Genomic DNA, 12,214 nt, shown 5'->3' with positions numbered 1-12,214 from the left:
CTGGATGTCGGGTGGAGCCGGCGAGGGCGGCGCGGCGCCGGCCGCCGTGCTGGACAACGACGGCGGCGGCGTGTCGTACGGCGTCTTCGAGCAGGTCGGCGCGGTCGCGGACGCGGTGCTCTACGAGGGGTACCTGCTGTATCCGTACCGCCGGTCCTCGCCGAAGAACCGGGTCCGCTGGCAGTTCGGTGTGCTGCTGCCCCGCGACTGGGTGGAGCGGGACGGGCCGGTGACGCCGGGGATCTCCGGCTCCGCGGACTCCTGGTACCAGCGGACCGAGTGCCTCTTCCGGGCCTCGCGCGCGGATGCGGTCGTACGGGTGCGGGTGCGCTATCTGCAGATGCAGGACAAGCAGGTCCAGTCGGTCGACGAGGGCGGTCGGTTCCGCGCGGTCGAGTCCTTGCGGACGGCCGACGGCGCCGCGCATCTCTCGTTCGAGGAGGCCGTGCCGCGCGAGACCGAGCTGGTGCTGTCGCTGGCGGAGCTGGTGCGCGGCGGTCGTACCGCCCCGGTGGGCGCGGCCGCAGGTGCCGAGTCCGAGCCGTTGCCGGACGGCGCGGGGCGGACGGTCCGACGACGCCGGGCGGTACGGGCCACTGCGACGGTCGCGGCGGAGCAGCTCGCACCGGACCTGTACCGGCTCCGGGTGCGCACCGAGAACACCGGCGAGGCGACGGACCCGCAGGCCCCGCGGGACGAGGCGCTGCGGCAGGCGCTGATCGCCACGCACACCCTCGTCGGCGGGGACGGCGTGGAGTTCGCGTCCCTGATCGACCCTCCCGGGGAACTGGCGCGGCACGCGCGGGGGTGCCGGAACGCGTTCACGTTCCCCGTTCTCTGCGGCGCGCCCGAGGAGCGCGCGACGGGCTCCGTCATGCTCTCCGCGCCGATCATCCTGCCGGACCGGCCGCAGGTGGCACCGGAGAGTCCGGGCGATCTGCATGACGCGGCGGAGATCGACGAGATCCTCACGCTGCGCACGATGTTGCTGACCGACGAGGAGAAGGCCGAGGCCCGGGCCACCGACCCGCGGGCCGCGCGGATCGTCGACCGGGTCGACACGATGCCCCGGGAGGTCTTCGAGCGGTTGCACGGGGCGATCCGTTCCCTGACGCCTGTCGCGCCACGCGAGAGCGCCAGGCCCGCCTGGTGGCAGGAGGGCGGCGACGAGGGGCTGTCGCCGACGGACGACACGGTGCTCGTGGCGGGGGTGTCCGTCGGCGCCGGCAGTCCGGTGCGGCTTCGCCCGCACCCGCGCGGCGCCGACGCCCAGGACATGTTCCTCGACGGGCGGACCGCGACGGTCGCCGCGGTCTTCCACGACGTCGACGGCAGTGTGCGGCTCGCCGTCACGGTCGACGACGATCCCGCCGCCGAACTGCACGGCTGGTACGGCCGTTTCCACTACTTCCGGCCCGATGAGGTCGAACCCCTCGCGCCCCCCGGCGCGCCGGCTCCCGCCGGCCAGGCCCATGACCGACTGCGACGGAGGCCGCAGACATGACCACACAGAGCGGTACCACCGAAGCCGAGGCATCGAACGGCTTCGACGAGATCACCATCCTCTGGATCTCGGAGGGCATGAGCTGCGACGGCGACACCGTGTCGCTGACCGCCGCGGGACAGCCGTCCATCGAGGACGTGGTCCTCGGCCTCATCCCGGGCCTGCCGAAGGTGAACCTCGTCAACAAGGTGCTCTCGCCCAGCCTGGGCGGCGAGGACTTCCTGGCCCCGTACCGGGCGGCGGCCCGCGGCGAGCTGGAGCCGTTCATCCTGGTGATCGAGGGGTCGATCCCGAACCAGAACATCATCGAGGGCGACGGCTACTGGACGTCGTTCGGCAACGACCCCGAGACCGGCGAGCCACAGACCCTCAACTCGTGGATCGACGAACTCGCCCCCCGGGCCTGGGCGGTGGTGGCCGCCGGGACCTGTGCGACGTTCGGCGGCATCCACGCCATGGCCGGCAACCCGACCGGCTGCATGGGCCTCGCGGACTACCTGGGCTGGGAGTTCAAGGCACGCTCGGGGCTGCCGGTGGTCAACGTGCCCGGGTGTCCCATCCAGCCGGAGAACTTCATGGAGACGCTGGTCTGGGTGCTGCAGCACGCGGCCGGTACCGCTCCCCCGCCACCGCTGGACCACATGCTGCGTCCGCAGTGGCTGTTCGGGAAGACCGTCCACGAGGGCTGCGACCGGGCCGCGTACTACGAGCAGGCCGACTTCGCGAAGGACTACAACTCCCCCAAGTGCCAGGTGAAGGTGGGCTGCTGGGGTCCGGTCGTCAACTGCAACGTGCCCAAGCGCGGCTGGATGGCCGGCGTCGGCGGCTGCCCGAACGTCGGCGGCATCTGCATCGGCTGCACGATGCCGAGCTTCCCCGACGCCTTCATGCCGTTCATGGACGAACCCCCGGGCGGAACGCTGTCGACCATGCTCGTCAAGCCGTACGGAGCCGTCGTCCGCCGACTGCGCGGCCTGACCAACGACATGGTGAACCACGAGCCCAAGTGGCGCCACAACAAGCGCAGGCTCACCAGTGGTTACGACCCGCACTGGCGTGCCTGACGCCGGTCCACCCCGTCCCGCCATCGAATCGCCCGACCCGAACAGCGAGGGACAGTACCGCAGATGACGACCACCGACTCCCGGTCCACCAAACGCAAACCCGCCCAGCTCGTCGACATGTCCTGGGATCCGATCACCCGGATCATCGGCAATCTCGGCATCTACACGAAGATCGACTTCGCCAACCGGGAAGTCGTGGAGTGCCACAGCACCTCGTCGCTGTTCCGCGGCTATTCGGTGTTCATGAAGGGCAAGGACCCGCGTGACGCCGGGTTCATCACCTCGCGGATCTGCGGTATCTGCGGCGACAACCACACCACCTGCTCCAACTACGCCCAGCAGATGGCCTACGGCGTCAAGCCGCCGAAGCTGGCCGAGCACATCACCAACCTCGGCGAGGCGGCGGAGTACATCTTCGACCACACCATCTTCCAGGACAACCTGGTCTTCGTGGACTTCTGCGAGGCGATGGTCAAGGCCACCAACCCCGGTGTGCTGGCCCGCGCCGAGCGCACCGACGCGCCCCGCGGAGACGTGCACGGCTACCGCACCGTCGCCGACATCATGAAGGCCTTCAACCCCTTCGAGGGCGAGGTCTACAAGGAGGCGCTGAAGGTCAGCCGGATCACCCGGGAGATGTTCTGCCTGATGGAGGGGCGGCACGTGCACCCGTCCACGATGTATCCGGGCGGGGTCGGCACGATGCCGCAGCCGAACACCTTCACCGACTACCTCAGCCGCCTGATGCGCGTCATCGACTTCATCAAGAAGGCGGTGGCGATGAACGACGACGTCTTCGACTTCTTCTACGAGGCGCTGCCGGGCTACGAGGAGGTCGGCAAGCGCCGTGTCCTGCTGGGCTGCTGGGGCGCGTTCCAGAACCCGGACGTGGTCGACTACCGCTACGCCACCATGAACGAGTGGGGCCGGGCGATGTATGTCACCCCGGGCGTCGTCGTGGACGGCGAGCTGGTCACCAACAACCTGATCGACATCAACCTGGGGCTGCGCATCATGCTGGGCAGCTCGTTCTACGAGGACTGGGTGAACGAGGAGCCGTTCGTCACCCACGACCCGCTCGGCAACCCCGTCGACATGCGCCACCCGTGGAACCAGACCACGGTGCCGGTGCCGCAGAAGCGGGACTTCGACGGCAACTACAGCTGGGTGATGAGCCCGCGCTGGTACCACCCGCAGACCGGCGAGCACCTCGCCCTGGACACGGGCGGCGGGCCGCTCGCCCGGCTGTGGTCGACGGCGCTGAGCGGCCTGGTCGACACGCCGTATGTCAAGGCCACCGACGGCGGCATCCGGATCACGCTGCCCAAGGGCGAGAAGCTGCCGGAGACGACCCTGCAGTGGCGCATCCCGAAGTGGAGCAACACCCTCGAACGGGACCGCGCCCGGCCGTACTTCATCGCCTACGCCGCCGCCATGGCCCTGCAGTTCCTGGAGGAGGCGATGGGGATGCTCAAGAGCGGCGACACGAAGGTGTACGAGAACTTCGAGGTGCCGGACGAGTCGATCGGCTGCGGCTTCCACGAGGCGGTGCGCGGGGTCCTCTCCCACCACCTGGTGATCCGGGACAAGAAGATCGCCAACTACCACCCGTACCCGCCGACCCCGTGGAACGCCAGCCCCCGGGACATCCACGGCACCCCGGGCCCGTACGAGGACGCCGTGCAGGGCCAGCCGATCTTCGAGGAGAACGGGCCGGACGACTTCAAGGGCGTCGACATCATGCGCACCGTGCGCAGCTTCGACCCCTGTCTGCCGTGCGGGGTCCACATGTACATGGGCAAGGGCAAGACCCTGACCACGGTGCACTCGCCCACGTACGGGGCGAACCATGGCTGACGCCGGACGGCTGTCCGACCCTGCGGTGGAGGCGCGGCTCGCCCGGCTGGACGAGGTGCTGGCCGCGCTGGAGGCCACGCCCGGCCCGGCCCTGGAGGCGGTACGGCTGCTGACCGAGGTGTACGGCGAGGCGCTCGCCCGGGTGCTGGACCACGCGGACGAGCGGCTGCGCGAGCGGCTGGCCGACGACGAGCTGGCCGGGCATCTGCTCGTCCTGCACGGGATCCACCCGGAGTCCCCGGAGCGGCGGGCCGCTCGTGCGGTCGAGAAGCTGCGGCCCGCGGTGCGTGAGACCGGCGGTGACCTGGAGTGGGCCGGGGTCGAGGGGCAGGTGGCGCGGGTGCGGCTGAGCTCCGGCGGCGGGTGCCGTTCCGGGTGCGGCGCAGACTCTTCCGGCATGAGCGAGGCGGTCCGGGCGGCGGTGCTGGCGGTCGCTCCCGAGCTGACCTCGGTGGAGACGGTGCCGAACGAACGCCGGGCGGCTCCGGCGTTCGTACCGCTGAGCACGATCGGGCGCCGGGCCGTGCCGCAGAAGGCGCGGTGACCGTGGACGGAGCGCTCGCCCGGGTCATCCGCTCCGCGGGCCGGAGAACGGCGACGGCCGAGACGGAGGTCTGTGAGCTGTGTGCCGCCCGGGTGGCCGGGGAACACGCCCACCTGTACGACATCGGTGCCGCGCGGGTGCGGTGCGTGTGCGGGCCCTGCTCGGTGCTGTTCGCCGACGACGGGGCGGGCCGCTACCGGTTGGTGCCCCGACGGCGGCTGCGGCTGCCGCCGGTCGACACTGGGGTGCTGGGCGTCCCGGTGGGCCTGGTGTTCTTCGTTCCACGGTCCGACGGCACGGTCACCGCACAGGGACCGAGCCCGGCCGGGGCCATGCGCTGGGAGGTGGACGCGGCGGCCTGGCGGCGGCTGGCCGGCACGGTCCCGCAGCTCGCGTCCATGGCGCCCGACGTGGAGGCGTTGCTGGTGAACACCGTGCGCGGCCTCGACGAACACTGGATCGTGCCGGTCGACGACTGCTACCGGATGATCGCCCTGGTCCGCCGCGAGTGGCGCGGGCTGTCCGGTGGCGGACGGGTCTGGCCGGCCGTAGAACAGTTCTTCAAGGAGCTGACCGAGCGGTCGTGAGACCCGGAAGGAGAACCGACATGGGCAGCATCCGAGTGGGCCGCCCCCAGGCGAAGCCCGACACGCCGTCCCACGTGCGCGGAATTCACCAGGGCAACCAGGGCCCGTACCAGCATCAGCCCGGACACCACACGGACGGCACGTCCGAGGCGCGCCGCTCCACCGGTATCCACTCCGAACGGCATGACGCCCTGGTGCAGGACATGCCGAACATCTCCCCGGGATGAGAGAGCAGGAAGTGACCGTCATGAACCTTGGCAGGAGACACAGGTCCGCGCGAGCGGGGATGTCGGGGCGGCAGCTGCTCGTGGCGCAGGTCGCGCTCGTCGGCAGCCTGTGCGCCGCCGTGTTCCTCAGGGAACTCCCCAGCATCATGCGGGAGTTGCGCATCTACCGGATGACCGGTGGGCTGCGCGCCAACCGCCGCTACCCGTGAGCCGCCGGTGCACGAGTTGTCGATCGCGACCGCGATCGTGGAACAGGCCGAGGAGATCGCCCGCGCGGACGGGACGGACCGTGTGACCGCGGTGACCGTCCGCGTCGGGGAGCTGGCCGGTGTCGTGCCGGACGCGCTGCGTTTCGCGTTCGAGGTGGCCCGCGACGGGACGGCGCTCGCCGGGGCCCGGCTGGTCGTGGAGCAGGTGGCCGCGCGGGCCTGGTGCGGCGGGTGTGCCGAGGAGTTCGCGGTCGGCATGCCCCCGTTCTTCTGGTGCCCGACCTGCGACCGGCCCTCGCAGGAGCTGCGCAGCGGCCGGGAGCTGGAGATCTCGGGCCTCGAAGGGTGACTGCCCCGGCCCCGACCTGAGGGCGGGGCCGGGGCAGCCGCTCAGCAGATGCGGGGCAGCTGCTCCCCGAGCGGCAGGTCCAGCACGCGGGTGCCGCCGAGGCCGGTGGCGACCACCACCATGCCCGGGTGGTCCTCGACGCACTCCCCGATGATCGCCGCGCCGCCGCCCTGCGGATGGGCGCGCATCGCCGCGAGGACGGCCTCGGCCCGCCGCGGGGGTACGAAGGCGACGAGCCGGCCCTCGTTGGCGACGTACAACGGGTCCAGACCGAGGAAACCGCAGGCGTTCGCGACCTCGTCCGGCACCGGAACGGCCCGCTCGCGCAGCCGGACTCCGGTGCCGGAGGCACGGGCGATCTCGTTCAGGGACGCGCCGAGCCCGCCCCGGGTCGGGTCGCGCAGGACATGGATGTCCTGCGTGACCGCCAGCATCGCCGCCACGAGGCCGGCCAGGGGCGCGGTGTCGGAGACGATCTCGACGCCGAACTCCAGGCCCTCGCGGACGCTCATGACGGCCACGCCGTGCAGCCCGATGGGTCCGCTGACGATGACGGCGTCACCCGGCCGGGCGCGCTGCGGGCGGATGTCGACTCCGTCCGGTACCAGGCCGACGCCCGCGGTGGTGACGTAGACGCCGTCGCCGTGCCCGGACTCGACCACCTTGGTGTCACCGGTGGCGATGGTGACGTCCGCGGCCTCGGCCGCCGCGCCGATGGCCTGGGCGACCCGGCCGACGACGTCCAGGGCCACGCCCTCTTCCAGGACGAAGGCGGTGGACAGGTAGGCGGGCCGGGCGCCGCTCATCGCCAGGTCGTTCACGGTGCCGTTGACGGCGAGGTCGCCGAGGCTGCCGCCGGGGAAGAACAGCGGCCGTACGACGTAGGAGTCGGTGGAGAAGGCCAGCCGGGCGCCGCCGAGGTCGAGGACGGCGGAGTCGGTGAGGGCGGCCAGGGTGGGGTTGCCGTAGGCGGGGGCGAAGACCTGCTCGATCAGTTCCGCTGACAGGGCGCCGCCCCCGCCGTGGCCCATGACGACGACCGGGTGGTCGTGCAGGGGTGCGGGACAGGTCCGGTTCGCGGGGTCTACGGCCGCTTCGGTAGCCGTGTCAGCCAACGGTGTTCAGCTCCTCCCGTGGGATGCGGGATCCCCGCTGTGCCGGGCCGTCGGTCATCCGACGGTAGAGGTGGTAGGCCGCGCAGGCGCCCTCGCTGGAGACCATGGTGGCGCCGAGCGGGGTGCGCGGGGTGCAGGCGGTACCGAAGGCCTCGCACTCGGTCGGCTTGATCAGCCCCTGCAGCACCTCGCCGGCGCGGCACACGGCGGGCTCCTCGGTGCGGATCCCGGTGACATCGAAGCGGTGCTCGGCGTCGTAGGCCCGGTAGGTCTCGGACAGCCGCCAGCCGCTGGCGGGGATGGGGCCGATGCCACGCCAGTTGCGGTCGGTCACCTCGAAGACCTCCTCCAGCATGCTCAGAGCCGCCGGGTTGCCGCGCTCGCGTACGGCGCGCGGGTAGGCGTTCTCCACGCGGTGCTCGCCGCGCTCCAGTTGGTGGACGGCGCGGCGGATGCCCTCAAGGATGTCCAGCGGCTCGAAGCCGGTCACGACGACGGGCACGCGGTGCCGGTCGGCCAGCTCGGGGTATTCGGCTACGCCCATCACGCTGCACACGTGCCCGGCTGCGAGGAAAGCCTGCACCCTGCACTCCGGTGCCGTCATGATGGCCTCGATCGCGGGCGGGACCCGGACATGGGAGACCAGCAGGCTGAAGTTGCCGAGGCCCAGCCGACGGGCCTGGTGGACGGCCATGGCGTTGGCGGGAGCGGTCGTCTCGAAGCCGATGGCGAAGAACACGACCTGGCGGTCCGGGTTCCTGCGAGCGACGTCGAGCGCGTCCAGCGGTGAGTACACCACGCGTACGTCACCGCCCTCGCCCTTGACCCGGAACAGGTCGCGGTCGGTGCCGGGCACGCGCAGCATGTCCCCGAAGGAACAGAAGATCACCTCGGGGCGGGCGGCGATCTCCAGGGCCTTGTCGATGACGTCGAGCGGCGTGACACACACCGGGCAGCCCGGGCCGTGGATCAACTCGACCTCGTCCGGGAGCAGTTGGTCGATGCCGTGACGGATGATGGAGTGGGTCTGGCCACCGCACACCTCCATCAGCGCCCAGGGCCGGGTGACCGTGGCACGGATCTCGTCGAGCAACCGCCGCGCCAGGTCCGGGTCGTTGAACTCGTCGATGTACTTCACCGGGCCTCACTCCCGCTCTCCTGCCGGGCCGCCTGCTCCCAGGCGTCCCCGAACTCCTCTTCCAGCAGCCCCAGTTGCTCGAACAGCTCCAGGGACGCCCGGGCCGACTCCTCGTCCAGGCGCTGCAGCGCGAAGCCGACGTGGACGATGACGTACTCCCCCACCCGCACGTCGGGCAGATACTCAAGGCACGCCTGTTTTCGCACTCCGCCGAAGTCGATCAGCCCGGTCAGGGGGTCGGCGCGATGGTCGATGGACACGACCTTGCCGGGCACTGCCAGACACATGGGTCACTCCGTCTCGTGGTGGTTTGCTGTTCCCGCGACCATGAGCTGACCGAGCGCCAACCCTCCGTCGTTCGGGGGGACTTCACAGTGCCGGAGGACCGCGAATCCCGCCCCGGCGAGCAGCGAGGCGGTCTCCTCCTCCAGCAGGGCGTTGGCGAATACGCCTCCGGTGAGGGCGACGGTGGTCAGGCCGGTCTCCGCGCGGGCGCGCCGGCAGATCTCGGCGACCGCTCCGGCGACGCCTCGGTGGAAGCGGGCCGCCAGGACCGGTGCGGGGATGCCATGGCGCCGGTCCACGAGCAGGGTCCTCAGCATCGGTGCGGGGTCGCAGGCGAGGACACCCGTACCGGTGAGCCCGAAGGGGTACGACACGCTGTCCGCGTCCCGGGCCTCCAGCGCCGCCGCCTCCAGTTCCAGCGCGGCCTGCGCCTCGTATCCCGCACGGTGACACACACCGGCCAGGGACGACACCGCGTCGAACAGGCGGCCCATGCTGGTCGTCGGCACACACGCCACCTGCCGCTCCAACTGCCGTCGCAGTACGGCGCGTTCGCCGTCCGTACAGGCCTGGACGCTCGGCAGATCCGGATCCCAGGGCATATCGGCCGCCCACAGCCGGGCCAGGGCCAGCCGGCAGGGGTTGGCCACGCCGGCGTCTCCGCCGGGCAGCGGGGCGGGGGTGAGGTGGGCGAAGCGCCGGTAGCCGGTGTAGTCGGCGAGCAGGACCTCACCGCCCCACACGGTGGCGTCGTCGCCGTATCCGGTGCCGTCGAAGGCGACGCCGATCACCGGGGTGGTGCCGTCCAGGCCGTGCTCGGCCATCGCGGAGGCGATGTGGGCGTGGTGGTGCTGGACCAGCCGCAAGGGCATCTTCGCGGCGCGGCGCCGGGCCCAGCGCGTCGAGTGGTAGCCGGGGTGCCGGTCGGCGGCGACGAGGGCCGGGGCGACTCCTGTCAACAGGCTCAGGTGCCGTTCGGCGCGCTCGGCGGCCTCCAGGGTGGCGAGGGCGCCCATGTCGCCGATGTGCGGCCCGAACCAGGCGTGGTCGCCCTCGCCGAGGCACGGGACGTTCTTCAGGTCGCCGCCGACGGCGAGGGTGGGACGGACCGGGACCGGGAGGCGCAGCGGGCGGGGGACATAGCCACGGGAGCGTCTGAGGACCTGTTCGGTGCCGTCCGGGCGTACCCGCAGCAGGGAGTCGTCGCACGGCGAGGCGATGGGCCGGTCGTGGGTGAGCCAGGCGTCGGCCAGTCCGGCGAGCCGGGTCAGCGCCTCGGCGTCGTCGGTGACGATGGGCTCGCCGGAGCGGTTGCCGCTCGTCATCACCAGCGCGCGCGGGCCGGGGGGATCGCCGGGCAGCCCGAACAGCAGGGTGTGGACCGGGGTGTAGGGCAGCATCAGGCCCACCTGCGGGCTGCCCGGACAGACCTGGCCGGCGAGGCGGGGGCCGTCCTGCGTGGTGCGGCGGCGCAGCAGCACGATGGGGCGGCGGGCACTGGTCAGCGCGGCCCGCTCTGCTGCGGAGAGCACCGCGAGCCGCTCCGCGGTGGCGAGGTCCGCGCACATCACCGCGAAGGCCTTGCCGCCCCGTTCCTTGCGGCGGCGCAGGGTGGCCACGGCCCGGTCGTCGGTGGCGTCGCACGCCAGGTGGTAGCCGCCGAGTCCCTTGACGGCGACGATCCGGCCAGCGGCCAGCAGCGCCCGCGCCGTGGCGAGGGCGTTCGCGTCCCTTGCCGCGCGGAGGCCGCTCAGGGCCGGGATCAGGGTGAGCCGCGGCCCGCAGCCGGGGCAGGCGACCGGCTGGGCGTGGAAGCGCCGGTCGGCGGGGTCGCCGTACTCGCGGGAACAGGCCGGACACATCGGGAAGCCGGCCATGGTGGTGGCCGCGCGGTCGTACGGCATCCCGGTGGCGACGGTGAAGCGCGGACCGCAGTGGGTGCAGGTGACGAACGGGTGCCGGTGCCGGCGGTCGGCCCGATCGGCCAGATCGCGCAGGCAGTCGGCGCAGGTCGCGGTGTCCGGCGGAAGCTGGGTGCGGCCCCCGGCCCGTTCGGTGGAGCGGATCGCGAAGGGTCCGGTGCCGCCGGTGGTGGGCAGGTCCTCACCGGCGATGCCGCTCACGGCGGCCAGCGGCGGCGGCTGTTCGGCCAGCGTGAGGCAGAACCGGTCGACCTCGTCCGCCGGGCCCTCGACCTCGACGAGCACGCCGTCACCGGTGTTGCCGACGAACCCGGACAGGCCGAGCCCTGCGGCGAGCCGGTGCACGTACGGCCGGAAGCCCACCCCCTGCACGGTTCCGCGCACGGTGAGCCGACGGCGCACGAGGCCGGTGGCGGGCGCGGTCATACGGTGGGAGCGTCGGCGGCGTGGTGGTGGCCGTGCGAATGCGGCGCGAGGGGCGGCCGGTGCGGGGTGCCGTCCCGGGCGGCGAGGGCGCGGTCCAGGAGGGTGGCGACTCCGGAGCCGGTGCGGGCGCAGGACCGTACGATCCGCACGCCCGGGTTGACCCGGTGGACGTTGGTCCGGAAGGCGGTCTCGTCGAAGCCGGCCGGTTCGGCGAGGTCGGTCTTGGTGATCACGACCAGATGGGCGGAACCGAACGCGGTCGGGTATTTCAGCGGTTTGTCCTCGCCCTCGGTGACCGCCATGAGCACGACCCGCAGGGTCTCGCCGAGGTCGTACGCGGCCGGGCAGACGAGATTGCCGACGTTCTCGACGAAGAGCACCGAGGTGTCCGCCGGCAGCCATCCTGTCAGCCGGGCCCGGACCTGACGGGCCTCCAGGTGGCACAGCCCGTCGGTGAGCAGCTGCTGGACGGGTGCGCCGGAACGGGCCAGCCGTACGGCGTCGTTCTCGGTGGCCAGGTCGGCGGTCAGGGCGGCCACGGGGACGCCCTGTTCCACGGCGCGGGCCAGGACCCGGGCGAGGAGTTCGGTCTTGCCGCTGCCGGGGCTGGACAGCAGGTTGACGACGGTCACGCCCTGCCGGGCGAGGTCGCCGCGCAGCTCCGCGGCCAGGTCGTCGTTCTTGGCCAGGACGGCCTGCTTGACGTCGGACCGGCACATGGGCGCTGCTCCTCGGATGCGGGGGCGGTGGGGCCCGGGGCACTGCCTGGGCCCTGTCGTCACATCCCCGTCGTCCGCCCGGAGGGCGGGCACCGCGGCGTCTGGTGCATGCGATCGCAAGGCGCCGGAGCGCCCTCGTGGCGGAGCCACGTGGGCGATTCGGCAACGCGGCTGGGGGTGCCCCCTCCGGGGGAGTGCGTGCCAGGCGTCGCGGTGCGGGCGGGAACGTGACGACAGGGCCTCAAGGCCCCGGCCTCATCGATCTTCC

General features: G+C 72.2%; 13 protein-coding genes. 8 read left to right on the top strand and 5 right to left on the bottom strand.

Features of this window, described 5'->3' with window-relative positions:
- The first annotated feature begins 4 nt into the window (after nucleotides 1-4).
- The 8 genes from AV521_RS40245 (at nucleotide 5) to hypA (ending at nucleotide 6,341) form a co-directional block, all read left to right on the top strand.
- Complete coding sequence (locus AV521_RS40245; RefSeq protein WP_256725889.1) at nucleotides 5-1,504, top strand: hypothetical protein; 1,500 nt, start codon at nucleotides 5-7, stop codon at nucleotides 1,502-1,504.
- The gene (locus AV521_RS40240; RefSeq protein WP_076096153.1) at nucleotides 1,501-2,568 is read left to right on the top strand and encodes a hydrogenase expression protein HypE; all 1,068 of its coding nucleotides are present in this window, start codon (nucleotides 1,501-1,503) and stop codon (nucleotides 2,566-2,568) included. Before AV521_RS40245 ends, AV521_RS40240 begins: the two co-directional genes overlap by 4 nt.
- A gap of 63 nt (nucleotides 2,569-2,631) precedes the next feature.
- Nucleotides 2,632-4,425: a nickel-dependent hydrogenase large subunit gene (locus AV521_RS40235; RefSeq protein WP_076096152.1), complete on the top strand. Its 1,794-nt coding sequence runs from the start codon at nucleotides 2,632-2,634 to the stop codon at nucleotides 4,423-4,425.
- On the top strand, nucleotides 4,418-4,969 hold the full coding sequence (locus AV521_RS40230) for a NifU family protein (RefSeq protein ID WP_076096151.1): 552 nt from the start codon (nucleotides 4,418-4,420) through the stop codon (nucleotides 4,967-4,969). The genes AV521_RS40235 and AV521_RS40230 overlap by 8 nt, the downstream gene beginning before the upstream one ends.
- Nucleotides 4,966-5,556 (top strand): DUF5947 family protein, encoded by a 591-nt coding sequence (locus tag AV521_RS40225; protein ID WP_076096150.1) that lies wholly within the window; start codon nucleotides 4,966-4,968, stop codon nucleotides 5,554-5,556. The genes AV521_RS40230 and AV521_RS40225 overlap by 4 nt, the downstream gene beginning before the upstream one ends.
- Nucleotides 5,557-5,576: 20 nt before the next feature.
- Complete coding sequence (locus AV521_RS40220; protein WP_076096148.1) at nucleotides 5,577-5,783, top strand: hypothetical protein; 207 nt, start codon at nucleotides 5,577-5,579, stop codon at nucleotides 5,781-5,783.
- 59 nt (nucleotides 5,784-5,842) lie between these two features.
- The gene (locus AV521_RS40215) at nucleotides 5,843-5,992 is read left to right on the top strand and encodes a hypothetical protein (protein WP_256725888.1); all 150 of its coding nucleotides are present in this window, start codon (nucleotides 5,843-5,845) and stop codon (nucleotides 5,990-5,992) included.
- Between the two features lie 7 nt (nucleotides 5,993-5,999).
- The gene (hypA, locus tag AV521_RS40210) at nucleotides 6,000-6,341 is read left to right on the top strand and encodes a hydrogenase maturation nickel metallochaperone HypA (protein WP_076096147.1); all 342 of its coding nucleotides are present in this window, start codon (nucleotides 6,000-6,002) and stop codon (nucleotides 6,339-6,341) included.
- A 41-nt stretch (nucleotides 6,342-6,382) separates the two neighbouring features.
- On the opposite strand, the gene hypE is transcribed toward hypA, so the two are convergent.
- From hypE to hypB, 5 genes are read right to left on the bottom strand one after another with little or no spacing between them, the layout of a single operon-like run.
- A complete protein-coding gene (hypE, locus tag AV521_RS40205; protein ID WP_076096145.1) occupies nucleotides 6,383-7,456 on the bottom strand; it encodes a hydrogenase expression/formation protein HypE in 1,074 nt (357 codons plus the stop codon).
- Entirely contained in the window at nucleotides 7,449-8,594 is a 1,146-nt protein-coding gene (hypD, locus tag AV521_RS40200) for a hydrogenase formation protein HypD (RefSeq protein WP_076096143.1), read from the bottom strand. The genes hypE and hypD overlap by 8 nt, the downstream gene beginning before the upstream one ends.
- Nucleotides 8,591-8,881, bottom strand: coding sequence for a HypC/HybG/HupF family hydrogenase formation chaperone (locus tag AV521_RS40195; protein ID WP_076096141.1), 291 nt, complete (start codon nucleotides 8,879-8,881; stop codon nucleotides 8,591-8,593). Before AV521_RS40195 ends, hypD begins: the two co-directional genes overlap by 4 nt.
- Nucleotides 8,882-8,884: 3 nt before the next feature.
- The gene (gene hypF / locus AV521_RS40190) at nucleotides 8,885-11,227 is read right to left on the bottom strand and encodes a carbamoyltransferase HypF (RefSeq protein ID WP_076096139.1); all 2,343 of its coding nucleotides are present in this window, start codon (nucleotides 11,225-11,227) and stop codon (nucleotides 8,885-8,887) included.
- A complete protein-coding gene (gene hypB / locus AV521_RS40185; RefSeq protein WP_076096137.1) occupies nucleotides 11,224-11,946 on the bottom strand; it encodes a hydrogenase nickel incorporation protein HypB in 723 nt (240 codons plus the stop codon). Before hypB ends, hypF begins: the two co-directional genes overlap by 4 nt.
- Nucleotides 11,947-12,214 lie beyond the last annotated feature (268 nt).

It is taken from the genome of Streptomyces sp. IMTB 2501, from assembly GCF_001953885.1.
Lineage (GTDB): Bacteria > Actinomycetota > Actinomycetes > Streptomycetales > Streptomycetaceae > Streptomyces.
Note: the sequence above shows the minus strand (reverse complement) of the source record. Positions and strands in the feature narration are given on the sequence as shown.